Source organism: Alcanivorax jadensis T9 (assembly GCF_000756655.1).
Lineage (GTDB): Bacteria > Pseudomonadota > Gammaproteobacteria > Pseudomonadales > Alcanivoracaceae > Alcanivorax > Alcanivorax jadensis.
Map to the genome: position 1 here is coordinate 14,538 of NZ_ARXU01000010.1, position 26,196 is coordinate 40,733.

The following is a 26,196-nucleotide window of genomic DNA, read 5'->3' on the forward strand; positions in this document are numbered from 1 at the left end:
ACTCAGAGGAACGGCGACCAGGCCGGTTCTCTGACTTCCCCTTCCTTCGACGGCAGCTTCACTTTGACTCTGCCATCGATGGATACGGCTTCCAGAACCCCCGTTCCCCGATCTTGCGTCCCGTAAATTACCATACTTCCATTGGGCGCAACACTGGGTGATTCATCCATGTCTGTACGGGTCACAATATTGAATGTGCCCCGCTGGAGGTCCTGCACCCCGACGTTAAAATTTCCGTTTCGTCGGTGTACATAAACAAGATAACGGCCGTCGGGTGTGACATCCGGGCGCGCATTATACGCACCCTGGAACGACACTCGCCGAACCGACTTATCATTTATGTTCAGTTTGTAAATCTGTGGCCCGCCGGAACGGCTGGAGGTGAACACCAGGTGCTCCCCATCCGGCAGCCAGCGTGGCTCCGTATCGATACCATAATGCTGGGTCAGCCGTGTTAACTGTTTGGTGGCCATATCCAGCATGTAAATCTCCGGGTTACCGTCCCGTGACAGGGTCAGGGCCAGCTTCTGGCCGTCCGGTGACCAGTCCGGGGCACCATTGATACCTCTGAAACTGGACACCTTTTCACGGTTGGTGGTCGCCAGATCATGGGTATAGATCCCCGGCAGACCGTCATCCTCGAAAGAGACATAAGCAACTTTCCTGCCATCCGGCGACCAGGTCGGGCTCATGATGGGCTCTTTACTGCGCAGGATAGTCGTTACACGGTGCCCGTCAGCGTCCGCATATTGCAACTGATAAGGGTTTTTGTCATTACGATTATGCGTGACATAGAGAATCTTGGTGGAAAACGCACCAGGGATACCGGTGAGCTGTTCATAGATCCGGTCACTGATGGCATGGGCCACATCCCGCAGCTGCGACACCGGGGGCCGATAGGTTTCCGACATCAGCTTCACCTGCCGGTTTACGTCGAAGAGGGCATAGCTGACTTCATAGCCACCGGTTTCCTGGGCTTTCATGCTGCCAGTGATGATGTATTCCACCCCCAGCACGCGGAAATCCCGGTAGATGACTTCGCTTTCATTGCGCGGCCGGCTGAGCATATCTTCTGCCGGTAACGGCTTGAACTGGCCACTGCGATGCAGATCCGCCTGCACAATCTGTGACACGTCCTCGGGCGCATTCTGTGCCCCCTCGAAGGGCACAATGGCAATCGGCACCGCATCCACCCGACCTTCGGTGACCCGAATGAGAAGCTCAGCTCTGGCGGTGGAGAAACTCAGCAAAATTACCACTAACAACGCAATACGACTCACTGCGACACTCCTGTTGGCTCAAATTCCATTAAGAATGAGCGAAATTCTTTATCAAACAACGCCCCAGCCGGCACCGGCAGAGGACTAGCCAGCTCCACCGCCTTGATGACCGAATCATCAAATTGTGGATAACCACTGGAGCTGACCACCGACACATTGAGTACCTCGCCACCGGGGATCGTCCGAATCCGCACAGTTGTCTTGAGATCATTGCGCCCCCGGTATGTGCCGGGAATTCGCCAGCGCTGCTTCACTGCCGCACGGATGGCATCACTGTGACTAGCCACTTCCACATCCGACTGATCCGCGTTGCTGGCCGCTTCCTGCGACTCCTGCGGTGACGGCCTCGTCGGCTTTGCCATCTCCAGCTCTTCCTCGGCCAGCATTTCCTCCAGACTCGGCTCCTCAATATCGGGGATAGTCGGCTTGGGATCGGATTTGGGTTCCGGTTTCGGTTTTGGCTTAGGCGCCGGCTTGTTGGTCGGCTCCGGTTTCGGCTTGGGTTTGGGCTCAGGCTTTTTAGGGTCGGGCTTGGGCTCCGGTTTGGGTTTCGGCTTTGGCTTGGGTTTTGGTTCCGGTTTCGGCGCTGGTTTTTGCTCCGGTTTCGGTTTGCTCACCGGCGCCGTCTTCTGTTTCGAAGTCTCCACCATGGTAGCTTTCACATGAGGAGGAATCACCGGTGCCTTGTGCAGCGACGGGTCCGTGCTCCAGCTGAACACCAATAGCCCAAACACCAGCAGGTGAATGAGCAGGGTAAAAAGCAGCGCGGCGCCACGATCACTCATTGCTGCCCTGCGGTTCAGTCACCAGACCCAGCTGAGTAATGCCGGCTTCCTGCAAGGCCCCCATCAACTGGACCACCTTGGCGTAGGCCACCTGGCTATCCCCTTCCACCAGAAACAGAGTGGACGGTTTCTGCTTGTGGATGCGCAGCGCATGACCTTGCACGGTTTCCAGGCTGGCAGACTTGCGGCTGTCGCTACCCACATCAATGTAATAGCTGCCGTCGGCGGTCACCGAAATGATCACCGGCTCATCCTTGTTGGTATCAATGGGCTCGCTGTTGCTGTCAGGCAGATCCACATTGATGCCCTGGGTCATCATCGGCGCCGTGGCCATGAAAATCACCAGCAACACCAGCATCACATCGATGTAGGGCACCACGTTCATCTCGGCAACGAGCTTGCGCGGCACCCTGATCTTCACGCCGCTCATGGCTTATCCCTCGCGTCCGTGAACCTGACGATGCAGCACCGAGGAGAACTCTTCGGCGAACATTTCGTTTTCGGTGAGCAGGGCATCGCTCTGGGCAGAGAAACGGTTGTAGGCCATCACAGCCGGAATCGCCGCAAACAAGCCGATGGCCGTGGCAATCAAGGCCTCCGCAATGCCCGGCGCCACCACGCTGAGAGTCGCCTGCTTGACGTTGGCCAGGGCCATGAAGGAATTCATGATGCCCCACACCGTGCCGAACAGCCCCACATAAGGACTGGTGGAACCCACCGTCGCCAGAAAAGGAAGATGCTTGGTCAAGCGGGTCTGCTCACGCTGCAGAGCCACCCGCATGGCACGCTGACTGCCATCCATCACGGCTTCGGCGCCACGGGTGCTCTTGGACAGCCGCACAAACTCCTGGAAGCCGGCGCGAAAGATAGACTCCGGGCCCGCATCCACGTCCGGATCCTTTCGACTCTGGTTGTAGAGTGAAGCCAAATCGTCGCTGGACCAGAATTTCTCTTCGAAAGCACGTCCTGCCTTATGAGCCCGCCCCATTACCCGGAAACGGCTGACAATCATGTACCAGGACGTCAACGACGCCAGTATCAACAGCACCATGACCAGCTGCACCACAATGGTGGCATTACTGATCAGACTGACGACAGACATACTCGATGCCTCAACCATTGAGCCCTTCTCCTTCGCTGGCGGCTTTGAACTTGTTGTACAGACCCGCCGGTATCCCGGTGGGCCTGAGAGTATCAGCACTGACGCAGGCCACCTTGATCTCAGCCTGACACAGCAGCGTATCGCCTCGGCATACCTGCTGATCGAAAAACAACGTTGCCTTGCCCAGCTGCTTGAGCCGGGCGGTCACTGCCAGTGCATCATCGATGCGGGCCGGCTGACGGTATTCCACATTGGCCGAATGGACCACGAACTGGAAATTTTCATCGGCCAGCACATAGTGCTGATAGCCCAGAGTGCGCAAAAACTCAGTGCGCGCCCTTTCCATGAATTTCAGGTAATTCACGTAATAAACGATGCCACCGGCATCAGTGTCTTCGATGTAGACGCGTACCGGCAGGGTAAATTCCCCATTTCGCGGCTTTTTTTCAATCATTAAACAAATCACCGTCTTTTCGAGGACGCTGTAAGCCGAAATGACGCCAGGCATGGTTGGTGGTGGCGCGTCCACGAGGGGTACGTTGAATAAAGCCCTGCTGGATCAAATAGGGCTCCACCACCTCTTCCAGGGTGCCGGCATCTTCATTAAGAGCGGCCGCCAGAGACTCCAGGCCCACCGGACCACCATCAAATTTGTGCATGATCATGTCGAGCAGACGCCGGTCGGTGCCGTCCAGGCCACAACTATCCACCTCCAGCATATCCAGCGCCCGCTGGGCCATGGCTTCGGTGATACGTCCGTCGCCTTTTACTTCCGCGTAATCACGCACCCGTCGCAACAGCCGGTTGGCGATACGGGGAGTGCCCCGGGCGCGGCGCGCCACTTCCAGAGCGCCGGCATCATCAATGGGAATGGAGAGAATGTCGCAGGCACGAATCACAATCCCGGAGAGATCCTCCACCGAATAGAATTCCAGCCGCTGAACAATGCCGAAGCGATCGCGCAAGGGCGCGGTAAGCAGGCCGGCCCGGGTGGTGGCACCCACCAGAGTGAAGGGCGGCAAATCCAGTTTGATGGAACGGGCCGCCGGCCCCTCGCCGATCATGATATCGAGCTGGTAGTCCTCCATGGCCGGATAGAGGATTTCCTCCACCACCGGTGACAGGCGGTGGATTTCATCCACGAACAGCACATCACCTTCTTCCAGGTTGGTGAGGATGGCGGCCAGATCACCGGCTTTTTCCAGCACAGGGCCGGAAGTAGACTTGAGTTCGCAGCCCATTTCACGGGCGATGATGTGCGCCAGGGTAGTCTTGCCCAGGCCGGGGGGGCCAAAAATCAGGGTATGGTCCAGGGCTTCATTACGGCCACGGGCGGCATCAATGAAGATTTCCATGCGCTCGCGGACTTTTGGCTGGCCTTTGTAGTCAGCCAGGCTGGCCGGGCGGATAGCCCGGTCCTGCTGTTCTTCACCGGTGCCGACAGCGGCAGCTGAAATCAGACGGTCGTTTTCCATGCGTGCAGTAGAGAGACCCAGCGTTATGAGAATGATTTTGAGCTAGCGTAGACGGATTGTTCCCGGCAGTCACCCGGTGGATGCGAACAGTTGAAAGTTCAAAGTTCAAACGCGCTCGAAGCTGATGCCTCACGAATCAGGCCCCTTCGCGTTTAACCCGGTTTGGTGCGCGGGCACGACATAGCAGCATCTCAAGTGTCGTCCCGCGCCTTTAAACTTTGAACTTTCAACTTGCCTTCACCGCGCCAGGCTTTTCAGCGCCTGCCGGATCAGTTGCTCACTGCTGGCGCCCTCTTCCGCCACCTTGCCAACAGCAGCTGCGGCATCCTTGTTGCGATAACCCAGCGCCTCCAGGGCGGCAATGGCGTCGGAACGGGCATCGTCTGGCTGTGCCAGCGACACCTGGCCCGGCAGGGAGGTGGGACCACCATCAATCTTGTCGAGGCGGTCACGCATTTCGATAACCAGTCGTTCAGCGGTTTTCTTGCCGATACCCGGCACCTTCACCAGTGAGGTGGTGTCCTGATCGTGGATGCACTGTGCCAGGCGATCCGCCTCGATGCCGGAGAGAATCGCCAGGGCCATTTTCGGCCCCACGCCGTTGACCTTGATCAGCGCCCGAAACAGTTCCCGCTCATAGCGATCAGCAAAGCCATAGAGTAACTGTGCATCTTCGCGCACCACGAAATGGGTATGCAGGGTCAAAGACTCACCGGTGTCCGGCAGACCGTAGAAGACGGTCATGGGGGCTTCCACTTCGTAGCCCACCCCGTTCACATCCAGCAGCAGCACTGGCGGGCGTTTCTCGAGCAGGGTTCCGCGCAATTGTCCTATCATGGCTGAATCATCACCGTACTTTTCACCGTATTCGTCCGTTTCTTACCGCGGTAGCGCCGCCCATACGCGCCAGTGACACGCGCATGTGGGCATGACAAAGGGCAATGGCCAGCGCGTCGGCAGCATCTTCCTGGGGGCGTTTTTCCAGGCCGAGCAGGTATTTGACCATTTCCGCCACCTGCCCTTTTTCCGCGCCACCGCGCCCTACCACCGCCTGCTTCACCTGACGGGCAGAATATTCAAACACTGGTAGTGAGGCCTGCATCACTGCCGCAATGGCAGCTCCCCGGGCCTGCCCCAGCTTCAGGGCAGAATCCGCGTTGCGGGCCATGAACACCTTTTCAATACTCACTTCCGCCGGGCCGTATTCCATCACCACCTGATGGATGCCGGTGAAGATCTCGCCCAGGCGAGGAGGAATCTCCTTGTGGGTCGTGGCGATGGTCCCGAAGGCCACCGCCCGACTGCGGTTACCCACCTGCTCCACCAGACCGTAACCGGTGCGCCGGGAGCCCGGGTCGATCCCCAGTAGTAATGCCATAAGCCGCTGACCCGATAATAAAAGCTGGCCCAGTTTTACCTGACAGCTGTCCATATGTCCAGTTGAAGCAGCTTCTCGCTTCTCGCTTCTAGCTTCTAGCTTCTAGCTTCTAGCAGAATTGTGGCCCGGACCGAAAGATGCACAAGCCAGATAACAAAAAACCCCGACGCTGCGGGGTTTTTTGTTTTTCTGTTAGCTAGCAGCTCGTAGCTAGTAGCTACTCCTCTTCTTCTGCCGGCCAGCTGGCGTTGGTGTAGACATTCTGCACGTCGTCCAGGTCTTCCAGCATGTCGATCATCTTCTGAACGGTTTCGGCGGTGTCCGCATCCATCTCCGCTTCCGTGGAGGGGTGCATGGTCACTTCCGCATCGGCGAACTCCAGCCCGGCTTCGCGCAGGGCATCAATCACGTCACCGAACTGCCTGTCCGGGGTGGTGATCACCAGGAAGCTGCCGTCGTCGTTTTCTTCCACGTCCTCGGCACCGGCTTCCAGGGCCACTTCCATCAGCTTGTCTTCGTCCACGCCGCCGGGCTCAAAAAAGATCTCGCCGCGCTTGGTGAACAGGAAAGCCACAGAACCACTGGTGCCCAGATTACCGGCAAACTTGGAGAACGCATGGCGCACCTCGGCCACAGTACGGTTCACGTTGTCGGTCATGGTTTCCACCAGTACCGCCACGCCACCCTTGCCATAGCCTTCGTAGGTGATCTCTTCCATGTTGGCATCATCATCACCACCGGCACCGCGCTTGATCGCCCGGTCGATGGTGTCACGGGTCATGTTCTGACCCAGCGCCTTGTCCACCGCTGCACGCAGGCGTGGGTTATCGGCCGGCTCGCCGCCGCCCATTCTGGCCGCCACGGTGATTTCGCGAATCAGCTTGGTAAAGATCTTGCCGCGCTTAGCATCCTGGGCCGCCTTGCGGTGCTTGATGTTGGCCCATTTACTGTGTCCTGCCATGGTGTCTCCCGTAATTGCTACGAACAGACCGGCGCGAGCAGATCGCGCCGCCGGTTGCTATCGAATCAGTTATCGTCTTTGCGAACCTGCACACCCACTTCACGCAGCTGCTTGTTGTCCACCGAGGACGGCGCATTGGTCATGGTGCAGGCTGCGGTCTGGGTTTTCGGGAAGGCAATCACATCGCGGATAGACTCGCTGCCGGTCATCAGCATGACCATGCGATCCAGGCCGAAGGCCAGGCCACCATGTGGCGGCGCGCCGTATTTCAGGCCGTCGAGCAGGAAGCCGAATTTTTCGTCCGCCTCTTCATCGGAAATGCCCAGCGCTTCGAACACGGTACGCTGCATGGCCGGGTTGTGGATACGGATGGAACCGCCACCCAGCTCGGTGCCGTTCAGCACCATGTCATAGGCACGGGACAGCGCCCCTTCCGGGTTGCTTTTCAGCTCTTCCGGGCTGCAGCTGGGCATGGTGAAGGGGTGATGCAGCGCGTAGTACTGGCCGTCATCCTCTTCAAACATGGGGAAGTCCACCACCCACAACGGCGCCCAGTCACCCTGTACCAGGTTCAGGTCGTGGCCGACCTTGACGCGCAGCGCCCCCAGGGCTTCGTTGACAATCTTGGCCTTGTCGGCGCCAAAGAAGATCAAGTCGCCGGTCTCGGCACCGGTGCGCTCGAGAATGCCCTGGATTGCCTCTTCGGTCAGGAATTTGAGGATCGGCGACTGCAGGCCTTCCGCCCCCGCAGCCAGGTCGTTGACCTTGATATAGGCCAGCCCCTTGGCGCCGTAGATGCTGACGAACTTGGTATAGCCGTCGATATCCTTGCGCGACAGGCTGCACCCGCCAGGGACTCTCATGGCCGCCACACGCCCTTTCGGATCGTTGGCCGGGCCGGAGAACACCTTGAAATCCACACCGGCCAGCAGGTCGGCGATGTCGATCAGTTCCAGCGGGATACGCAGATCCGGCTTGTCGGAACCAAAACGCTGCATGGCTTCCGAGAACGGCATGCGCGGGAAGTCCGGCAGCTCCACATTGAGCAGCTCCTTGAACACCGAGCGCACCATTCGTTCGGTGATGCCCATGATGTCTTCTTCCTCCACAAAGGAGGCTTCCAGATCGATCTGGGTGAATTCCGGCTGACGATCAGCCCGCAGGTCCTCATCGCGGAAGCACTTGGCGATCTGGTAGTAACGGTCGAAGCCCGCCACCATCAGCAGCTGTTTGAACAACTGCGGGGACTGCGGCAACGCGAAGAAGCTGCCGGGATGGGTGCGGCTCGGCACCAGGTAATCACGGGCGCCTTCGGGGGTAGCACGAGTGAGGATCGGGGTTTCCACATCCATGAAACCTTCGCCTTCCAGGAAGGCGCGAACCACATGGGTCAGACGCGAACGGAACTGGAAGTTGCGCAGCACTTCCGGGCGACGCAGGTCCATGTAGCGGTACTTGAGGCGCACCTCTTCACCGGCAGCGGAGTGGGCATCGAGCTCGAACGGCGGCGTTTCTGCCTCGTTGAGGATGGTCAGTTCCTTGCCCAGCACTTCGATATCGCCAGTGGACATCTTGCTGTTACGCACCGCTTCATCGCGCATGCGCACCCGGCCGGTCAGGCGCACCACGTACTCGCTGCGAACCTTGTCGGCCAGCGCGAAGGCTTCCACGGTATCCGGATCGAACACCACCTGCACCAGACCATTACGGTCTCGCAAGTCGAGGAAAATCACCCCGCCGTGGTCACGGCGGCGACTGACCCAACCGCAAAGCTCAACTGTTTCTCCGTCGTGGGAGGCTCGCAAATCACCGCAATAATGGCTTCGCATGCTTAACATCCGCTTGTATTTCTGAGGGCGCCGCCCGGGGCCGACCGCATCTGTCGGCAGCTCCTGCCCCGGACCGCTGAAAAAGGCGCCACAGTATAGCGATTCCACCGCCCGCGAGCCATGCCGGGGGGCGATTCCCTGCCAAACAGGCCACATCCGCCTCTTTTTTGTTGAAACTCCGTAAAAAATAGTGGTTTGACGGCTTGTGCAGTGAAAATTCATGGCATATAACAGATGCGAACCAAATCAGTGGCCCCCTGAGTTTGCGCAGTCCAGGGGCGTACCTGATCAGGGAAGCAAGACCGGTTCCCCGCCTTTCGGCGGAGACACACATTCTCAGGAAGACACCAAAAAGGGGTAAGTAATCCATGGCTGCAAAGAAAAAGACAGCTGCCAAAGCCACCAGCGCTACTGCGGCTCGCAAGGTTAAAACCATCACCGAACCGATGAACAAAACCCAGATCGTCAACCAGATCAGCGATACCACCGGCCTGACCAAGAAAGACGTCAACGCCGTATTCGATGAGCTGGCAGACATCATGGAAGGTCATCTGAAGAAACGCGGTGCTGGTCAGTTCACCCTGCCGGGCCTGATGAAAATCGTGACCCAGAAGAAACCCGCCACCAAGGCACGCAAGGGCATCAATCCATTCACCGGCGAAGAGACCACTTTCGCCGCCAAGCCGGCCCGCACCATGGTAAAAGTGCGTCCGCTGAAGAAGCTCAAGGACATGGCATCCTGATGCCGCTTGCCACCGCCGGGCTCCTGCCCGGCGGTTGACCTTCTCTCTCCTCCTCTGGCCCCTGGCCACCCCAGCCTCTATAATCCGCGCCCATTGATATCTCGCTGACTGACCCTGGTTGTTTTCTGGCCAACCGCAGCCACCCTAGGCGCCAGCATCAGCCCCGTTCTTCTGTACCGGAATTCAAGGAGCGCGCCCATGGCAGAGCGTAAAGACAAGAAGAAGGTAATCGGCGAGCCGATGACCGACGAACAGATCAAGGTTTTCCTGGATTTCTCCAGCGAGGAGGGTGTGGACGCCGACTTTCACGTCCTTGAGAAGGCCTACCGGGCCTTGCGGGCCGAAGATTTCGGGCGTTTCATCGGGTTCTTCCAGACACAGGGCCGGGATATCAATGCCCGCGATCCCCAGGGCCGTACCCTGCTGACCCATATCGACGATCACCCGAAGTGCAGTGACTATGCTCAGTTGCTGCGTGATGCCGGCGGCACAGGTCCGGATTAAGAGCCTCTACCCCGCCGCCTGACCTTCTGTCGGGCGGCAACCAGCCAGATACATTTTCCAGGAAAAATACATACCCTCAGGAACTTGTTCACCGCCCAAGCCCATGGCATTGTTAAGCCATTACAAGGGCTATCGGGGCCCGGCGACCATGTCGCCTCTAATAACAGGGTATTGAGAGAGCCGGAGACGGCTTTCCTGTTTGGTTTTGTGGCAACTGCCTCCACTGGCATATCGCGACAAAGACGATCACAGGTTGTATTCCAGACCCTGATAAAACACACAACAACAACAAGAGCTGTAAACCATCATGACAGCATATCCTCAACGATTCTGGCATTCCCTGTGTCTGGTCGCGCTTTGCGCAATGAGCTTGCAACTTCATGCGGCACGCGATGACGACTATGACGATGAAATGGATGAAGTCACCGCGGAAGAACTGCAAATGCAGGAGATTCCGGTGGACGAACGCATCTTCCAGGAAAAATGGAACGAGGTTCCCTACAAGAAGAGCTACTTCACCTACACTGACGCGCAGATCCGCGAGAAATGGGACTACCTGATGCGTGGACTCAAGGTGCCCTACCCCTCCGCAGACTACATGCGTGCCCAGTTCAAGAAATACCCGTTCATGTCTGAAGACATCCAGAACTGGGATGGCAAGGACTATGAAGAACTTGAGCGCCGCTACCTGGCCGTATACAGGATGTTCTTTTCCGGTGATTTCCAGCAAGCTCGCGAAGAAGGGCTGAAACTGGGAGCAATCGGCAAGATTCCTTCCCTGTTCTCCCAGCTGATGTATGCGATCTATCTGGCGGACCGTCAAAGCACCAAATACATGATGTTGCAGGACGTGGCTAACCAGGCGGAGGAATACTTCGATGAGATGAAAGCAGCCGAGGGTGATGCAGAAGTGGCCCCGATAGTGGCTACTGTAAAACTGGGTTACGCCTACGCCATCGCCCGTATCGCCGAAGAATCCCCGGTGCCAGTCGTAGTGGCTCGCCGCTATATCGGCAAGATCAAGAACAGCGCCGAAGAAGTGGTTGAAGTGATGCCGGAACAGCCTCTGGCACACGCCTTCCGCGCTGGCGTCGATGCCGGCATCATGCGTCGAGTCGGGAAATTCACCGGCCGCATGACCTACGGTGCCCGCACCACCACGGTGGAAGACTCCTTCGCCGAAGCACTGGAAATGGCCGGCGACATTCCGATTGTTAACTATGAGTACGCCAATGCGTTGATCTACATGAACCGCAAGCGCGACCTCAACGAGGCAATCAGCTACCTGGAAAAGGCCATGAAGATCCGTCCCGAGTTCTCCATGGATGCCCTGGACGTGATGTATTCCTACAAACGCCTGCAGGAAGTACGACTTTATGCCCTCAACTTCCGCAGCTTCCGCAAGTTTGAAAAGCTGCGCCGCAAGTTCAGCAAGCAGACTGACCGCAACCTGACCAGCATCATCAGCGACCCGCTGAGCATGGACATGCTGAATAACCCGGAAAAATATGTCCTCCCTGAGCGCGGCTGATGTCACTCTATGAGGATAAGCTGTTCCCGGTATTACTGGATTGGGCAACCCGTCCGGTTTACCGGGACCGCGCCCGGATAGTCGGCCAGGCGCAGGGACGCATTCTGGAGCTGGGTGTGGGTACCGGCAGCAACTTTGCCTTTTATGGCGATTCCGCCACCGAAATCCACGGTATCGAACCGGTCGAAGCAATGCTGGATATTGCTCGGGAAGCCGCCGACCAGTGCCCTCACCCGGACCGTTTTGTCCTGCGCACCGGCGATGCCCAGCAACTGCCCTACCCCGACCACCATTTTGATACGGTGGTAGCCTGCTTGGTGTTCTGCACCATTCCTGATCCCCGACAAGCCGCAGCAGAAGCCTTTAGGGTACTTAAACCCGGAGGCACCCTGTTGGCGCTTGAGCATGTCCTCAGCGACCGACGCTGGGTACAGCGCGTGCAAAAGGGCATGAACCCGGTCTGGAAACACCTGGCCTGTGGCTGCCAACTCACCCGCGACACCGCCAGCATCTTCCGCGAGGCAGGCTTTCGCTTAAACAAGGCCTCACACCGCCGCCACTCCAAGCTGCCAGCCTTTGCCGGAGAATTGCTGGATGGGGCCTTATTACGACCTTAAAAAAATCAACGGCAAGCCTCAAGCTACAAAACGAATCAGGGCAGTGAAAACTGAAGTGTGTCTGCGCCGCGCCGGACGGCACTCTTGCATATGTTGCTTTTGCGATGGGTGGAGCGCGAAGGCAAACGTTTACCTATGTGCTCTCTGCCATCTCGCGTTGTAGCTTGTAGCTTGTAGCTACCCAACTGGGACAAACTGCCACACCCACCCGCGCCGCTTTCCCTTTACAATACCCCCATGGATACCCGCCCCCCCTTACTGAACTGGCGCCTGCGGCTAATCTGGCTACGCAGCCTGCTGGTGCTAATCATTACCCTTGCCCTAATGGTGCTGCAAAGCCAGGGGCATAGCGGCTATCGTCTCAATGAACTGGGCTGGCTGGCGGCGCTCTTATTGCCCAGCCTTCTCACGCTGTTGTCTCACCGCGTGAACCATCAGCGCCACGCACCACTACTGACGCTGGAACTGGCCCTGGACACGATCCTGTTCACCGGCCTGATCCAAGGCTTCGGCGGTGCCGGCAACCCGTTGTCGTTCTATCTGCTGGTGCCTGCCCTGCTGGCTTCACTGACCCTGCCACTGAAAAACGGCATGCTGGTGGCGGCACTGGCGCTGGGCGGCTACATGATCTCCATGAGCTGGTATCAGATGCCGGCCATGGATAGTCCTCTCCATGCTCTCAGCCACCAGCTCAGCGGCTTGCATGGCATCGGCATGGCTGCCGTTTTCATTGCCCTTCTGGTCATGCTGACCCTGCTGGGCCAGGTGATTCAGCGCCTGATGCGCCAACAGCAGCGCCAGCAGGAACAGGCCATTGATCTGGCCGGTCGCCGTGAGCACATGTATCAGATTGCCGCCACCCTGGCCGACCAGGCCCACGAACTGAATACGCCACTGGGCACCCTGGTGATGCTGGCCGACAACCTGCTGCATGCACCACAGCTGCCAGACGCCCTCCGCGATGACGTCTCCCAGATGGAACAACTGGCCCGTAATGTGGCCCAGCGACTGAAACAGGGCAATGAAGCTCAGCTGCCGGAATACCTGCCCATCAGTGAGTTGCTGGAAAAGCTACAACAGCACCTTCGTCATCTGGCGCCCACCCTGTCGTTCAGCCAGCAATTGGATAGCGACCCCTGCGTCGCCGATACGGAGGGCTGGTTTCGGGTGCTGTGTAATCTCGGTTACAACGCCATGGACGCTGGCGCCACCCGGCTGGCCATCACCCTGCAGGCTCAGGGGCAGCATTACCGGCTACAGGTCAGCGATGACGGTCCCGGCCATGCCGCATCGGAACGGGAAGGCATGGGGATCGGCCTGACCCTGGTCAGCACCACGCTGCAACAGTTGGGCGCCAGCCTGGAGATGGAATTCGGCCCGCGCTGGACCCAGGCACGCATGGACTGGCCAAAGCTAACGGAGCCAACGGCATGAGCGAGCGCCAACTGCTGCTGGTGGAGGACGACGAACCTTTGGCCAAACAGACCGCCCGCGCCCTGGAACTCCGGGGCAACCGGGTAACCGTGGCCCATAATGCCGAACAGGCGCTGGCGCAGCTGGCCGGCCTGCAACATCTTGATGGCGCCATCCTTGACCAGAACCTGGGCAACGACAACGGCCTGGACCTGATCGAACCTGTCCTTGAACATTTCCCGGCTTGCCGGGTCATACTGCTCACCGGCTATGGCAGTATTACTGCAGCAGTGGCAGCCACACACCGTGGTGCCCGCAACTATCTCACCAAACCCGCCAGCCCCGCTGACATCTTGCTGGCGCTGGATGCAGATCCGACCAATCCGACCCTGCCTCTACCCGCCACGCCGCCTTCCTTGCAACGGCTGGAGTGGGAGCATATCCAGCGCACCCTGGATGCCCATGATGGCAACATCTCCCGTGCCGCCGACGCGCTGGGCATTCACCGCCGCACCTTGCAACGACGGCTGAAAAAACGTCCCAGCGCCAGTGACTACCAACGCGACAAGCACTTTCGCGAAGACTGACTGTCGCAACTTGCCTTACACTGTTGTACAAGTGACAACTTACCTTCCCCACTACGGCAGCAACGAATTGACCCGCTGCCGGGAAACAGCGCACAGGGATGCAGGACTTGAGGGCACCGCAGCAGACAACCTGGTTAGCCACCCTACTGCTGATGCTGCTCGCCATGCCGGCTTTTGCTGATGACGCCCCGCAACTGCGTATCACCGGCAATGCCAGCGATGCGGTCAGCGATAATATCCGCGCCCTGGTGGACCTTTCTCGATACCCCTGCGAGCCGCCCACAGCCCAATATGGCCTGATCCGCCGACAGATTCTCGCCAACAGCCAGCAAGCGTTGCAGGCCATGGGCTACTACGAAAGCACCCTGTCCCTGAGTACCGACCGGGAAGACGGCTGTGTAAGGGTAACGCTGGATGTGGATACCGGGCCTGCGGTGATCCTGCAGCGGGCGGACATTCGCATCGGCGGCGATGCCGCCAACGACCCCGTCTTCAACCAGCTGGTCGCCAATGCACAACTGGCCATCGGCCAGCGCCTGCAACACGACCAGTACACGGCCCTGAAAAAAAATCTGCAGCAGCATCTGATCAGCCGTGGCTATGTACAGGGGAGGTTGACCCGACACCGGCTCAGCGTAGACACCCGCAAACGCCTGGCCACCATGACATTGCATGTGGACAGCGGCCCCCGCTACGACTTCGGCGCTATCACCATTACCGGCAGCGAATTGAAAGACAAGCTGGTCAATGCCTATCTCGGCTTTACTCAAGGTGAGCCCTTCAACAGCAAGCAGCTGCTGGAAACCCAGCAGGCCTTTCTTGGCGCCGGCTATTTCAGCGCCGTGCGGGTACAGAAAGGCACACCGGATGACAGCACCCGCACCATTCCCGTCAGCATCACTCTCACAGACAACAATCGCTGGTCACTGCTCGCCGGTGTCGGCGCCAGTACCGATACCGGGCCACGGGTACGCCTGGGGGTGGAAAATCGCCGGGTTAACCGGGCCGGTCATCGCTTCCGGGCGGAAACAGAGGTATCCCAGGTGCAGCAAGGTGCCGGTGCCAGCTACCAGATCCCACTGAAAGATCCCCAGCGCGAGAGGCTGGATTTTCACACCAGTTATGTAAATGAGGTGACCGACAGCAAGGACAACGAACGCTGGACCACCGGTGCCGATTATATTGTCGAGCTGCAAAATCGATGGGTCACCACCACCTCCCTGACCTACTTGCGCGAAACCTATGAGATCGCCGAGGAAGTGGATCAGGCGGAGCTGATCATCCCCGGTTTCCAGCTCAGCCGCGTCAAGGCCAACGACCCCATCTACCCGTCGTTCGGCTGGCGCTTGAGCAGCAAGATCCGTTTCGCCAACCGCAACTTGTCTTCCACTGCATCCTTTGTGCAGCTCACCGGCAACGGCAAGATTCTTTTCCCGTTACTCGGCGGACGAGTGCTGGTGCGCGGCGATCTGGGCTATACAGAAGTGACCGATGTGCGCGAACTGCCCGCCTCTATCCGCTTCTTTGCCGGCGGTGACTCCAGCGTGCGCGGTTTCGCCTATGAATCCCTGGGCCCACGGGCAGACAATGGAGAAGTGATTGGTGGCCGGCATCTGGCCACTGGTAGCCTGGAATACGACCACCCGATCACCGAGAAATGGCACCTGGCGGTATTCACCGATGGAGGCAATGCGTTCAATGACTTCGATGATTTCGAAATCCGCCGCAGCGCCGGTTTCGGCATCCGCTGGCGCTCCCCGCTGGGGCCAATCCGGCTGGATCTGGCACGGGCCGTGGATGAGCAACGAGAATGGCGTTTGCACCTGAGCATGGGGCCGGACCTGTGATCAAGCGAGCCCTCAAGCGTTTCAGCATCGGCCTGCTCGGGTTGCTATTCAGCGTGATACTGATTGTGGCTGTCGCCTCCTGGCTGCTGCTCGGCACCGCCACCGGCAACCGCTGGCTGTTTGATCAGGTCAGTGGGCTGATCCCCGGTGAACTGCAGTTGGATGACTGGCAGGGGAGTCTGCTGGACCGGGTTACCGTCACCGGGGTGCGCTATCAGTTGGACGATCTGTCCGTCAGTGTGGATCGTCTGGAAGCAGAGCTGGTGCCCGCTTCCCTCGCCCGCGGCTGGCTGGAGTTCACCTCCCTGTCGTTGGGTAACCTGAAACTGTCTCTGCCGCCCAGCCAGGAGTCCGATGATTTACCGGCGAGCAGTCTGCCAGACAGCCTGGCACTCCCCCTGGGGGTACGCATCGACACCCTGAGCTTGGCTTCCCTGCATCTCAACGACACCCTGCTGGTCAGCGAACTGGAAGCCCGGCAACTGGCAGCCTGGCGCCGTTTCCAACTGGCCAGCCTGACCACCCGTACGGTGGCTGATATCAGTGTGGACGCCACCGCCCAGGGCAGCCTGGCCGCCCCCATGGAGATTCAGGGGCAGGCCCGCTGGCACATGCAGTTACCGCAGAGCGATACCGTCAACGCCGATCAGCTGGCTGGCCAGCTTGATATCAGCGGCTCCCTCGCAGCCCTGCAACTGCGCCACCAACTGCAGAGCCCCCTGGAAATTCACAGCCAGGGTCAATGGCGACTAGGCGACCCCGAACAACCACTGGCCCTGGAACACCTGTGGCCGGCCCAGCCATTACCGCTGGCGTTGCCACAGCCGCTATCGCTGGGCCACGGCAAGCTGACAACACGAGGCCCACTGGCAACGCTGAAAATAGCCGGGCAAAGCAGCCTGACCAGCGGCGACAGAACCGTAAACCTGTCCCTGGATAGCCAGTTGATCGACGGCGGCTTGGCACTGCAGCAACTGCAACTTGATGATGGCGAGCAGCAGCTGGAGGGTCATGGTGAGCTACTGTTCAGCCCCCTGACATGGGATCTGACCGTAGCGGGCAAACTGGACACCGGCTTGCTACATCCGTTGTTCCCGGGCCTGCTCGGCGTGCAAGGCAACAGCCGCGGCAGCTACCAGGGTGAACAATGGTCCCTGTCCCCCAGCCAGTTGCGGCTGGAAGGCCGGGTTCGCCAACAGCCCCTGACCGCCACCACAACGGTGGAAAGCCACCAGCAACGCCTGCAACTAGACAGTAACATCCGCTGGGGTGACAACCGGCTCAGCGCACGCGGGGCTATCCTGCCCGACTGGTCGCTGGATGCCAGCGTGGATCTGAAACAGCTGGACCAGCTTTATCCGGATCTGCAGGGCCAGATCAGCGGCCAGCTGCAAGTACGCGGTTCCCTGGCCACGCCCACTCTGAGCGGCAACCTGAACGGGCAGCAGCTCGGCTGGCAGGACTGGTCGCTTACCTCCCTGCAAACCCGTTTCCAAGCACTCGGTCTGGGCGAGCAGACCATGTCCTTTGAACTCAACAGCGAGGCATTACAGCAAGGCAACGCCGAACAGCTCGCCGCCGCACGCATCAGCGCCAAGGGCACCCTTAACAGCCATACGGCCACGGCAAGTTTCCGGCGCGACGAACTCAGCATGGAGACAAGCCTGCAAGGCTCGTTTAAAGCGCTCAACAGCTCGCCCCAGTGGCAGGGCAGCCTGTCCGATACCGGCCTGATTCATCAGCAACTGGGCCGTTGGCAACAGGCCGAGGACACGGCGGTGCAGCTCTCCGCCACGGCCCAGTCCATTAGCCCTTTCTGTCTTGAACAGACACCAAGTCGGATTTGTCTGGCGGGTAACCGCGACAGCAACGATCAGGTCGACGCCAGCGCCTCACTCAACGCCCTGCCGCTGGCGTTGGCAGGCGCCCTGTTGGGGCCAGAGCTTGCAGTGCAGGGCCGACTGGACGGCGAGGCCACTCTGCAAGGCTCGCTGGACAACCCCGATGGCCAATACCGATTGCAAACCCGGGAAGCACAGATCGCCGTGCGCACCCCCGATGCCCCCCAAGAGCTTGTGATTGAGCAGCTATCCGTAGAGGGGACACTACAAAACCGGCGTCTGACCAGCACGCTGACACTGATGTCCGACCTGGCCACCGTCGACGCTACCCTGGAGCATGGCATGGACGCTGACACTTCACTGGCGGGTGAGGTGGCATTGCGGATATCCAGTCTCGCTCCATTAGCGCTGTTCACTACCGATCTGCGCGAGATCAGCGGCGAGATTCGTGGCGACTTTGCGCTGGACGGCACCCTTCGCCAACCTCTGATGAACGGCAGCATCCGGCTGGATAACGGTCGCGCCCTGATCCCCATTCTGGGGGTAGCCGTTACCGATCTGCAGATGAGCGTACAGGGTTCGCCCCGCGGACAGCTGGATGTCAACGGATCAGCCACCCTGGGCGAGGGCACCGTCGCCCTGACCGGCATACTGGACCCCAGTGATTGGCCGGCCAGAATAAATCTGTCTTTGCAGGGTGAACGGTTACTGGTGGCAGACCGGCCCGATGCCCGCGTTCTGCTGAACCCCGCCCTTAGCCTCAAGGGGGACCTGAGTGACCTGCAACTGGGCGGCAGACTGTCCATCCCGGAAGCGGAAATCCGCCCGACGCAACTTCCCGAGGGCGCCGTCACTGTCAGCCAGGATCAGGTACTGGTGCACCAGGAGGGCGAACAAAGCAGTGGGCTACCACTGGATATCGATGTCGCCGTCAACCTGGGAGACAAGGTGCATTTCCAGGGCTTTGGCCTGGACGCCATGCTCGGCGGCACCTTGCAGGTAGAACAACAACCGCAACGCCCCCCGCAACTCAACGGCGAACTGGTCATCCGAGAAGGCCGCTATCGAGCCTACGGCCAGAACCTGGCAATCCGTGATGGCCAGCTGATTTTCCAGGGACCGCCGGACAATCCCGGGCTGGATATCCGTGCCATCCGCAAGATTCCCAGTGAAAACATTGTGGTCGGGGTGCAGCTTAGCGGCACCCTGCAGGAACCGGAAGCCAGCCTGTTCTCCGAGCCCAGCATGGAGCAGAGCCAGGCCATGTCCTATCTGCTAACCGGTCGGCCACTGGAACGGGGATCGAAAGGCGACAACAACCGGATTGCTCAGGCGCTGGCCTTATACGGACTGGAAAAAGGCAGCGGCGTCACCGAAAAACTCGGCGACAAACTGGGTGTGGATGAAATCACCGTGGGCAGCGACTGGGAAACCGACGATGCCGCCCTGATGCTGGGCAAACAGCTTTCCGACCGGCTGTACCTGACCTACGCAGTAGGCCTGTTCGATGCGGTCTCCACCGTCATGCTCCGCTATACGCTGACCCGGCAACTCCACCTGGAAGCCCGCTCCAGCACCCGCGCCAACAGCCTGGATCTGATCTGGGAGAGGGAGTTGCAGTGATGAGGGGCCCGTTATTGCAAGAGCGTCGCTGGCGGCGCGAACTGGAACGAAGTGCATAAACCCAAACCAGGATCAAAAGCGTTTCACCACAGAGGGCACAGAGAAAAAACAGTCTTTTCCTCAGCGATCTCTGTGCCCTCTGTGGTAAATCCGTCTTTTCAGGTTTTGGGTTATCGCGCCGCCAGCGACGCTCCTACGCGGCTACGAAGAAATCGGCAGCGCATAGGTTCCGGTCACATGGGCCACCATCTCGTCACTACCCTCGCTGAACAGCTGCACTTCCAGCACCGCTGAGCGTCGGCCCAGTCGCAAAATGATCGCCTCGGCTATCAGATCCTTCTGGGCTGGGCGCGACAGGAAATTGATATTGAGATTCTGCGTCACCGCCATTTCCACACGACCCAGCTCGCCGAGAATCGCCGCATACATGGCTGCATCTGCCAACCCCATCATGGTGGGCCCGGACAAGGTGCCCCCCGGACGAAGGGTGGACGGCCGGAACGGACTACGCACCCGGGCACGCCGCTCACCCACCGCTTCGACCCGCAACCCTTCCTCGGATGCCGCCGGCAGCCCCTGATAGATCACGTCCTGTACTTCTTGTGCATTCAACATATGGCTCGCCATCTGATTCTGGATAGCACGCAGGATACGAAAGCCGACGCAACAATCCCAGCTGCAATCATGATGGCTGGTGACGAAGCGCCTTTGCCCCTAAAATGACCGGCTTCAGCAATAACCGGTCAAAGACTGTCTCCTATGCGCACTTCCCAGTACCTGCTTGCCACCGTGAAAGAAACCCCAGCGGATGCCGTTGTCATCAGCCATCAGCTCATGCTGCGGGCCGGCATGGTCCGCAAGCTGGCCTCCGGCCTGTATAACTGGCTGCCCACCGGCCTGCGCGTGCTGCGCAAGGTGGAGAACATTGTCCGTGAGGAGATGGACCGGGCCGGCGCCCAGGAAGTGTTGATGCCGGTGGTACAGCCCATGGAGCTGTGGGAAGAGTCCGGCCGGGCCCCAGCTTATGGCCCGGAGCTGCTGCGCATCACTGATCGCCACAACAATGCTTTCTGCCTGGGCCCCACCCATGAGGAAGTGATTACCGATCTGGTTCGTAACGAGCTGCATAGCTACAAGCAGTTGCCGGCCAACTTCTACCAGATCCAGACCAAGTTCCGTGACGAGATCCGCCCGCGCTTCGGCATCATGCGCTCGCGGGAATTCATCATGAAGGATGCCTACTCCTTCCACACCGACATGGCATCACTGGCTGCCACCTACCAGATCATGCACCAGGCCTACTGCGCCATCTTTGATCGCCTGGGTCTGGACTACCGCCCGGTGGAAGCGGATACCGGCGCCATCGGCGGCGCCGCCAGCCATGAATTCCATGTGCTGGCCGATTCCGGTGAAGACGACATCGCCTTCTCGGACAGCTCCGATTACGCCGCCAACGTGGAGCTGGCCGAAGCCCTGGCCCCCACTATCGAGCGCCCGGCACCGGTTGCGGCCATGGAAAAGGTGGATACCCCCAACGCCAAAACCATCGAAGAGCTGGTCGCGCAGTTCGATCTGGCCATCGAGAAAACGGTCAAGACCCTGGTGGTGAAAGGCGCTGAGGAGGGTCAGCTGATCGCCCTGCTGGTACGCGGTGATCACGAGCTGAACGATATCAAGGCAGAAAAACTGGAATCCGTGGCCACGCCCATGGAGTTCGCCAGCGAAGAGGAAATCCGCCAGGCCATCGGCGCGGGGCCTGGCTCGCTGGGCCCGGTGGGTCTGCCGATCCCCGTTGTCATCGACCGCAGTGTGGCAGTGATGAGTGACTTTGGCGCCGGCGCCAACGAAGACGGCAAGCACTACTTCAACATCAATTGGGAGCGCGACATGGCGCTGCCAGAGGTGGCTGATCTGCGCAATGTGGTGGAAGGTGACCCCAGCCCAGACGGCAAGGGCACCCTGACCATCAAGCGCGGCATCGAAGTGGGCCACATCTTCCAGCTGGGCACAAAGTACTCTGAAGCACTGGGTGCCAAAGTCCTGGATGAGAACGGCAAATCCGTGGTCATGCCCATGGGCTGCTACGGTATCGGCGTCACCCGGGTAGTGGCCGCCGCCATCGAACAGAACTATGACGACCGCGGCATTATCTGGCCGGAATCCATCGCTCCCTTCCAGGTGGCCCTGGTCCCGGTGAACATCAAGAAAAGCCCCCGCGAACGGGAGCTGGCCGAAAAACTGTACGCAGAACTGACCGAAGCCGGCATTGAAGTACTGTTCGACGACCGGGAAAAGGAACGCCTGGGCGTGAAGCTGGCCGACAGCGAACTGCTCGGCATCCCCCACCGCATCGTCATCGCCGAACGCGGCATGGACAATGGGGTGCTTGAATATAAAGGGCGTGGGGATGCGGAGAATACCGAGGTGGCCATGGATGACGTTGTGGCCTTCCTGACGGAAAAACTTTCCTAAACCTACCTGTAGGAGCGCCGCTTGAGGCGCGAACCTCGCGAAGCGAGGAAACCGCTCGCAGAGCCTGCCCCGAGCTCGATCCGGGGCGATCAGTCATTGCTGCATTCTCGACAGGTCTTACCAATCGGAAAGGCCTGTTCGCGCCTCAAGCGGCGCTCCTACAGAGGCTTCGTAGACAGAATCAAAGTTTCACGCTCCGCTTCACCGCCATCACCTGACTCATGGTGTTGTCCCCATGGGCGGTCAACTGCCACAACGGCAGGCCGCGGTTATCCTTCTCCGGGGACCTTGTGATCAGCCCCAGGGCACGCAGGTGAATCTTGATCTGATTGAAGGAATGAGCCGCCAGCACCACGTTGCGTACCGCGTGGGCGCGGGGGAAATCCTGTTGTACATCCCCCAGGGCTTTGCGGCCGATGAAATCTTCCAGGGTCTTTTGCATCACCGGCTCCGACGCCGGATTCAGCATCAATGGGGCCATGCAGGAAAAGGCCTGATCCCAGCTGATCCGGGTGGTGACCATGGCCAGTTTACAGTCGCCGCCTTCGTAGACGTTACAGGAGTAATCCAGCGCCACCAGATCGCCACCCCGGGACAGGGTTTTCAACGGCGGTCGAGCCTGGCTCATGCTCTCTTCCCGCTCTTTCTCCAGCAGCTCGATGCGGGCCTTGAGCGCTTCCACTTCGGCCCCTCCACCGCTAAGACCGGCCTGGTCCGCCCGCACCCAGCCCGCGGCACGATGCTCACGCATCAGGTTGGGAATCACCTTGTTTGCCAGTTCCGCCAGGCCGTTTTCCGTGGTCCAGCGGAAACACGCCACCTTTTCTTCCAGCAGGCGGACAAAATCATCGCGGCGTACCTGACCATCACGGGTCGGCTCCTGCTGATCGGAAGGCAACATGGCCGGATTATCATGAATAAAGGCAACAATGGGTTTGCGCTTGGTGGCAGCAAAAATGTATTCGCGGTGCAGCTCGCTGAGCCCCATGGGAGACAGGGTGCCGTAGCGCCCCCCCACGATCAGGACAAAATAATCGCTGGTTTCGATCAGCTTCTGGATCACCGGCAGCAGGGTATTGCCATCTGCAGCGGAACTGTCCAGGCCGGTGGGTATCATGCCGTGCTCAATCATCGGCAACATCAATGCCTGGCGCGCGCCCTGCATATCGGGAAAGGTGGCACTGATAAAGACCTGGTAGCGTTTCGTCGCTGTCACCCTGGATACCTGTAGCGTCAGCCTGAGTCCGTAACTTCAGCGTGGATGCATGGCGCAAGAATTTGTTGTCACAGGAGATTTTCTGAAGAAGCGTCGCATCGGGAATGCGGTCGACTGAAGAAAATTTTCTGTGGCGGCAAAGGCTTGCGTCAGGCGCCGCGATAAATTTACGGACTCAGGATCAAGTTTTGGCCCTCGCGGGCACGTTTTTGGCTGGCTATTAAACAGTCTGTTGGCCCTCATCACAACCCGGGGGCCGCTGAAGGCAGTCCGGCCGTGGGACATCGATCCTGTTCATGCTAGCCTGAGTTCAGCCTTTGTGCCGGTTACCCGGCGGCGCCAGAGCCAATAACCAATATCGTAGCGCTTTTTGCAAGCTTACAGGAATGGGACGTCATGCAAACCATAGCCTTTTACAACCTGAAAGGTGGCGTGGGTAAAACCGCCTCGGCCGTGAATGTGGCCTGGCATGCCGCACGCTGGAAGCACCGTACCCTGCTCTGGGATCTGGATCCCCAGGGAGCCGCCAGTTTCTATCTGGGGGTGGATGACGGCGACGGCTACAAGGCCGGCAACCTGATCAAGGGCAAACAGCCCATCGGTCGACTCAAGCGGGAAACCCGCTGGGCCAATCTGGATGCCATCCCTGCCGACATCTCCATGCGAAATGCGGACATCAAACTGCTGGAAAACGGCGGCGCCAAGAACCGCCTGAAACAGCTTATTGCCCCGCTGGGGGAAAGCTACGAGCTGGTGATTCTGGATTGCCCGCCCACCCTGAGCCCGGTAGCGGAAAGCATCTTTGCGGCGGTGGACTACCTGTTTGTGCCGGTGATCCCTACTCACCTGTCATTACGTGCCTACGAGCAAGTGCTGGAGTGGCTGGAGAGCAAGAATTACAAGAACCTGACCGTGGTGCCCTTTTTCAACATGGTGGACCGCCACCGGGACCTGCATGTGGAAATGCTGGTCAAACGCCCCAAGAGCATGAAAGGCGGCCTGAAGACCTGGATTCCCTACTCCACCCATGTGGAGCAGATGGGCGATCACCGCGCCCCGGTCGGCGAATTCGCCCCCTACACCCCCTCCGCCCAGGCCTTCCGGGCCATGTGGTTCGAGATCGCAGGTAAACTCAAACTGTAATTGAGAATGGATAATTGATAACTGTTGCGAGACAGCGAGTCATGCCCTGAAACGCAAGAGGCCGCGTCCTTCGTATGGACGCGGCCTATTTGCTTTGAGAATCGTCAACGGCCCATTCGCGCCGTTATCAATTATCCATTCTCAACTATCAATTGCCTTCCCACGGGTTCGCCCGCCGTAAAATCGTATCCAGATCCAGTCCCCGCGGCAGGGTCCCGTAGTTACGGTCACCGTGCTCACCCAGGCGGGAGGCAATAAAGGCCTCGGCGACCGACCCGTTACCGGCGGCAACCAGCTGGCTGGCCTGCAGGGTCAGGGACAACCGGTCGACGATGTCCCGGGCCCGGTATTCGGCTTCATCCATATCAGCAAATTCCCGCTTGAGCGAAGTCACCGCCTTGTCCAGGCGGGGATCACTGCCGGCGGTTTTCGCCAGCTCGGCGAACCACACCTCCAGCACCGCCGGGGTCTTGGCCAGGGCCCGCAGCATGTCCAGGGCCTGCACATTACCGGAGCCTTCCCAGATGGCATTGATGGGCGCCTCGCGGTACAGGCGGGCCATGATGAAATCTTCGGTGACGCCATTGCCACCCAGGCATTCCATGGCCTCGTAGGCATGGAAGGGGGTGCGCTTGCAAATCCAGTACTTGCCCGCCGGCAAGCCCAGTCGCAGCAGCAGTTTCTCGTGCTCGTTGGTCGGATCCAGGGTCGTGTTATCCAGCGCCTCGCCCATACGCATGGTAATGGCCAGGGAGCCCTCCACCTCCAATTGCAGGTCCGCCAGCACGTTACGCATCAACGGCTGATCGATCAGGGTCTTGCCGAAAGCGGCACGGCCCATGGCATGGTTCACCGCCTGCGCCACCGCCTGGCGCTGGCCGGAGGTGGAGCCCACCATGCAGTCGAAGCGGGTCATGGCCACCATCTCGATAATGGCCGGCACCCCGCGGCCCTCGTCACCGACCATCCAGCCCAGAGCGCCGCGCAGTTCAATCTCGGAGGAGGCATTGGAGACGTTGCCCATCTTGTTTTTCAGGCGCTGGACCTGGATCGGGTTCTTGCTGCCGTCCGGGCGCCAGCGCGGCACCAGGAAACAGCTCAGACCATTGTCTGTCTGGGCCAGCACCAGAAAGGCATCGCACATGGGCGCAGAGGTGAACCACTTGTGGCCCACCAGTTCATAGGCTTCACCGGAGCCTTCGGCAGCAATCGGATACGCGCGGGTGGTGTTGGCGCGCACATCGGAGCCACCCTGCTTTTCGGTCATGCCCATACCGATGGTCAGTGCCTGCTTTTCCGTGTGGGGCACATTACGTGGATCGTAGGCATTGTTGAGGATCTTCGGCAGCCACTCATTTGCCAGCGAGGGAGTCAGCTTGATGGAAGGCACCGAGGCAAAGGTCATGGTCAGCGGGCAGCCATGCCCGGCTTCCACCTGGCCCTGCAGATAGCTCTGCGCCGCCCGGGCCACATGGGCGCCCGGCTTGGGGTTCGCCCAGGGGGCCGAGTGAATGCCGGACTCCAGCCCCAGCATCATCAGACGGTGGTAGGCCTCGTGGTATTTCACGTAGTCCACCCGATAACCCTGGCGGTCGTGGGAGAAAAACTGCGGCTTGTGCTCATTGGCCAGAAAGCCCCACTCAATGACCTCGGCACTGCCGGTTTTGGCGCCATGGGCGGACAGCGCGTCCTCCGCCCAGCCGGCCCCATGGCGGCACACTGCCTCGCGCAGGGCGGTGTCATTGTCATAGGCGTTGTAATCCTCCAACGTCCGGGCCTGGTTGAAGACCTCATGGGTCTGGGCCAGCGGGTCCGCTTTCAGGGTGTCGTGCTTGGCATTCATGTGAGC

The 26,196-nt window shown here is 59.5% G+C and carries 23 protein-coding genes; 10 read left to right on the top strand and 13 right to left on the bottom strand.

Going from position 1 to position 26,196, the window contains the following annotated elements:
* Window positions 1–2: 2 nt before the first annotated feature.
* From tolB to aspS, 10 genes are all read right to left on the bottom strand, one after another.
* Window positions 3–1,280, bottom strand: coding sequence for a Tol-Pal system beta propeller repeat protein TolB (gene tolB, locus T9A_RS12240; protein ID WP_035248833.1), 1,278 nt, complete (start codon window positions 1,278–1,280; stop codon window positions 3–5).
* Window positions 1,277–2,065 (bottom strand): cell envelope integrity protein TolA, encoded by a 789-nt coding sequence (gene tolA / locus T9A_RS12245; protein ID WP_035248835.1) that lies wholly within the window; start codon window positions 2,063–2,065, stop codon window positions 1,277–1,279. Before tolA ends, tolB begins: the two co-directional genes overlap by 4 nt.
* Complete coding sequence (tolR, locus tag T9A_RS12250) at window positions 2,058–2,495, bottom strand: protein TolR (protein WP_035248838.1); 438 nt, start codon at window positions 2,493–2,495, stop codon at window positions 2,058–2,060. Before tolR ends, tolA begins: the two co-directional genes overlap by 8 nt.
* Before the next feature lie 3 nt (window positions 2,496–2,498).
* The gene (gene tolQ / locus T9A_RS12255; RefSeq protein WP_035248839.1) at window positions 2,499–3,185 is read right to left on the bottom strand and encodes a protein TolQ; all 687 of its coding nucleotides are present in this window, start codon (window positions 3,183–3,185) and stop codon (window positions 2,499–2,501) included.
* Window positions 3,178–3,621, bottom strand: coding sequence for a tol-pal system-associated acyl-CoA thioesterase (ybgC, locus tag T9A_RS12260; protein ID WP_035248841.1), 444 nt, complete (start codon window positions 3,619–3,621; stop codon window positions 3,178–3,180). Before ybgC ends, tolQ begins: the two co-directional genes overlap by 8 nt.
* Window positions 3,614–4,642 (bottom strand): Holliday junction branch migration DNA helicase RuvB, encoded by a 1,029-nt coding sequence (gene ruvB, locus T9A_RS12265; protein WP_035248843.1) that lies wholly within the window; start codon window positions 4,640–4,642, stop codon window positions 3,614–3,616. Before ruvB ends, ybgC begins: the two co-directional genes overlap by 8 nt.
* Window positions 4,643–4,879: 237 nt before the next feature.
* Window positions 4,880–5,479 carry a Holliday junction branch migration protein RuvA gene (ruvA, locus tag T9A_RS12270; RefSeq protein ID WP_035248845.1) on the bottom strand — a complete coding sequence of 200 codons (600 nt, stop codon included), beginning with the start codon at window positions 5,477–5,479 and terminating at the stop codon, window positions 4,880–4,882.
* Window positions 5,480–5,501: 22 nt separating this feature from the next.
* Window positions 5,502–6,020: a crossover junction endodeoxyribonuclease RuvC gene (gene ruvC / locus T9A_RS12275; protein ID WP_035249006.1), complete on the bottom strand. Its 519-nt coding sequence runs from the start codon at window positions 6,018–6,020 to the stop codon at window positions 5,502–5,504.
* Between the two features lie 217 nt (window positions 6,021–6,237).
* Window positions 6,238–6,981 carry a YebC/PmpR family DNA-binding transcriptional regulator gene (locus T9A_RS12280; RefSeq protein ID WP_035248847.1) on the bottom strand — a complete coding sequence of 248 codons (744 nt, stop codon included), beginning with the start codon at window positions 6,979–6,981 and terminating at the stop codon, window positions 6,238–6,240.
* 65 nt (window positions 6,982–7,046) lie between these two features.
* Window positions 7,047–8,810 carry an aspartate--tRNA ligase gene (gene aspS, locus T9A_RS12285; RefSeq protein WP_035248849.1) on the bottom strand — a complete coding sequence of 588 codons (1,764 nt, stop codon included), beginning with the start codon at window positions 8,808–8,810 and terminating at the stop codon, window positions 7,047–7,049.
* Window positions 8,811–9,178: 368 nt separating this feature from the next.
* Here aspS and T9A_RS12290 point away from each other — a divergent pair, with 368 nt between their 5' ends.
* The 8 genes from T9A_RS12290 (at window position 9,179) to T9A_RS12325 (ending at window position 19,516) form a co-directional block, all read left to right on the top strand.
* A complete protein-coding gene (locus T9A_RS12290) occupies window positions 9,179–9,553 on the top strand; it encodes an HU family DNA-binding protein (protein WP_035248851.1) in 375 nt (124 codons plus the stop codon).
* 198 nt (window positions 9,554–9,751) lie between these two features.
* Window positions 9,752–10,057 (top strand): PA4642 family protein, encoded by a 306-nt coding sequence (locus T9A_RS12295; protein WP_035248853.1) that lies wholly within the window; start codon window positions 9,752–9,754, stop codon window positions 10,055–10,057.
* Window positions 10,058–10,364: 307 nt separating this feature from the next.
* Window positions 10,365–11,588: a hypothetical protein gene (locus tag T9A_RS12300; RefSeq protein ID WP_035248855.1), complete on the top strand. Its 1,224-nt coding sequence runs from the start codon at window positions 10,365–10,367 to the stop codon at window positions 11,586–11,588.
* Window positions 11,588–12,205: a class I SAM-dependent methyltransferase gene (locus T9A_RS12305; RefSeq protein WP_035248857.1), complete on the top strand. Its 618-nt coding sequence runs from the start codon at window positions 11,588–11,590 to the stop codon at window positions 12,203–12,205. Before T9A_RS12300 ends, T9A_RS12305 begins: the two co-directional genes overlap by 1 nt.
* A 237-nt stretch (window positions 12,206–12,442) precedes the next feature.
* Window positions 12,443–13,639 (top strand): ATP-binding protein, encoded by a 1,197-nt coding sequence (locus T9A_RS12310; RefSeq protein WP_035248860.1) that lies wholly within the window; start codon window positions 12,443–12,445, stop codon window positions 13,637–13,639.
* Window positions 13,636–14,205, top strand: coding sequence for a response regulator transcription factor (locus tag T9A_RS12315; RefSeq protein WP_035248863.1), 570 nt, complete (start codon window positions 13,636–13,638; stop codon window positions 14,203–14,205). Before T9A_RS12310 ends, T9A_RS12315 begins: the two co-directional genes overlap by 4 nt.
* A 98-nt stretch (window positions 14,206–14,303) precedes the next feature.
* Window positions 14,304–16,052, top strand: coding sequence for an autotransporter assembly complex protein TamA (locus T9A_RS12320; RefSeq protein ID WP_052042976.1), 1,749 nt, complete (start codon window positions 14,304–14,306; stop codon window positions 16,050–16,052).
* Entirely contained in the window at window positions 16,016–19,516 is a 3,501-nt protein-coding gene (locus T9A_RS12325; protein WP_052042957.1) for a translocation/assembly module TamB domain-containing protein, read from the top strand. Before T9A_RS12320 ends, T9A_RS12325 begins: the two co-directional genes overlap by 37 nt.
* A gap of 201 nt (window positions 19,517–19,717) precedes the next feature.
* Here the strand turns inward: T9A_RS12325 and T9A_RS12330 are convergent, their stop codons facing one another.
* Complete coding sequence (locus tag T9A_RS12330) at window positions 19,718–20,131, bottom strand: PaaI family thioesterase (RefSeq protein ID WP_035248868.1); 414 nt, start codon at window positions 20,129–20,131, stop codon at window positions 19,718–19,720.
* Window positions 20,132–20,275: 144 nt separating this feature from the next.
* On the opposite strand from T9A_RS12330, the gene T9A_RS12335 reads away from it, so the two are divergent.
* On the top strand, window positions 20,276–21,988 hold the full coding sequence (locus tag T9A_RS12335; RefSeq protein WP_035248870.1) for a proline--tRNA ligase: 1,713 nt from the start codon (window positions 20,276–20,278) through the stop codon (window positions 21,986–21,988).
* A 181-nt stretch (window positions 21,989–22,169) separates the two neighbouring features.
* Here the strand turns inward: T9A_RS12335 and T9A_RS12340 are convergent, their stop codons facing one another.
* Window positions 22,170–23,204 (bottom strand): DUF4062 domain-containing protein, encoded by a 1,035-nt coding sequence (locus T9A_RS12340; protein ID WP_232222105.1) that lies wholly within the window; start codon window positions 23,202–23,204, stop codon window positions 22,170–22,172.
* A 396-nt stretch (window positions 23,205–23,600) separates the two neighbouring features.
* Between T9A_RS12340 and T9A_RS12345 the strand changes: the two genes are divergently transcribed.
* Window positions 23,601–24,347: a ParA family protein gene (locus T9A_RS12345; RefSeq protein ID WP_035248875.1), complete on the top strand. Its 747-nt coding sequence runs from the start codon at window positions 23,601–23,603 to the stop codon at window positions 24,345–24,347.
* Between the two features lie 148 nt (window positions 24,348–24,495).
* Here T9A_RS12345 and T9A_RS12350 read toward each other — a convergent pair whose 3' ends face one another.
* Window positions 24,496–26,190, bottom strand: coding sequence for an acyl-CoA dehydrogenase family protein (locus T9A_RS12350; protein WP_035248876.1), 1,695 nt, complete (start codon window positions 26,188–26,190; stop codon window positions 24,496–24,498).
* Window positions 26,191–26,196 lie beyond the last annotated feature (6 nt).

Bases quoted from the DNA above. Each gene is read 5' to 3' on its own strand.
- tolA (WP_035248835.1), bottom strand. From the start codon at position 2,065: ATGAGTGATCGTGGCGCCGCGCTGCTTTTTACCCTGCTCATTCACCTG.
- tolR (WP_035248838.1), bottom strand. From the start codon at position 2,495: ATGAGCGGCGTGAAGATCAGGGTGCCGCGCAAGCTCGTTGCCGAGATG.
- tolQ (WP_035248839.1), bottom strand. From the start codon at position 3,185: ATGGTTGAGGCATCGAGTATGTCTGTCGTCAGTCTGATCAGTAATGCC.
- ybgC (WP_035248841.1), bottom strand. From the start codon at position 3,621: ATGATTGAAAAAAAGCCGCGAAATGGGGAATTTACCCTGCCGGTACGC.
- ruvB (WP_035248843.1), bottom strand. From the start codon at position 4,642: ATGGAAAACGACCGTCTGATTTCAGCTGCCGCTGTCGGCACCGGTGAA.
- ruvA (WP_035248845.1), bottom strand. From the start codon at position 5,479: ATGATAGGACAATTGCGCGGAACCCTGCTCGAGAAACGCCCGCCAGTG.
- ruvC (WP_035249006.1), bottom strand. From the start codon at position 6,020: ATGGCATTACTACTGGGGATCGACCCGGGCTCCCGGCGCACCGGTTAC.
- T9A_RS12280 (WP_035248847.1), bottom strand. From the start codon at position 6,981: ATGGCAGGACACAGTAAATGGGCCAACATCAAGCACCGCAAGGCGGCC.
- aspS (WP_035248849.1), bottom strand. From the start codon at position 8,810: ATGCGAAGCCATTATTGCGGTGATTTGCGAGCCTCCCACGACGGAGAA.
- T9A_RS12290 (WP_035248851.1), top strand. From the start codon at position 9,179: ATGGCTGCAAAGAAAAAGACAGCTGCCAAAGCCACCAGCGCTACTGCG.
- T9A_RS12295 (WP_035248853.1), top strand. From the start codon at position 9,752: ATGGCAGAGCGTAAAGACAAGAAGAAGGTAATCGGCGAGCCGATGACC.
- T9A_RS12300 (WP_035248855.1), top strand. From the start codon at position 10,365: ATGACAGCATATCCTCAACGATTCTGGCATTCCCTGTGTCTGGTCGCG.
- T9A_RS12305 (WP_035248857.1), top strand. From the start codon at position 11,588: ATGTCACTCTATGAGGATAAGCTGTTCCCGGTATTACTGGATTGGGCA.
- T9A_RS12310 (WP_035248860.1), top strand. From the start codon at position 12,443: ATGGATACCCGCCCCCCCTTACTGAACTGGCGCCTGCGGCTAATCTGG.
- T9A_RS12315 (WP_035248863.1), top strand. From the start codon at position 13,636: ATGAGCGAGCGCCAACTGCTGCTGGTGGAGGACGACGAACCTTTGGCC.
- T9A_RS12320 (WP_052042976.1), top strand. From the start codon at position 14,304: ATGCAGGACTTGAGGGCACCGCAGCAGACAACCTGGTTAGCCACCCTA.
- T9A_RS12325 (WP_052042957.1), top strand. From the start codon at position 16,016: ATGGCGTTTGCACCTGAGCATGGGGCCGGACCTGTGATCAAGCGAGCC.
- T9A_RS12330 (WP_035248868.1), bottom strand. From the start codon at position 20,131: ATGTTGAATGCACAAGAAGTACAGGACGTGATCTATCAGGGGCTGCCG.
- T9A_RS12335 (WP_035248870.1), top strand. From the start codon at position 20,276: ATGCGCACTTCCCAGTACCTGCTTGCCACCGTGAAAGAAACCCCAGCG.
- T9A_RS12345 (WP_035248875.1), top strand. From the start codon at position 23,601: ATGCAAACCATAGCCTTTTACAACCTGAAAGGTGGCGTGGGTAAAACC.
- T9A_RS12350 (WP_035248876.1), bottom strand. From the start codon at position 26,190: ATGAATGCCAAGCACGACACCCTGAAAGCGGACCCGCTGGCCCAGACC.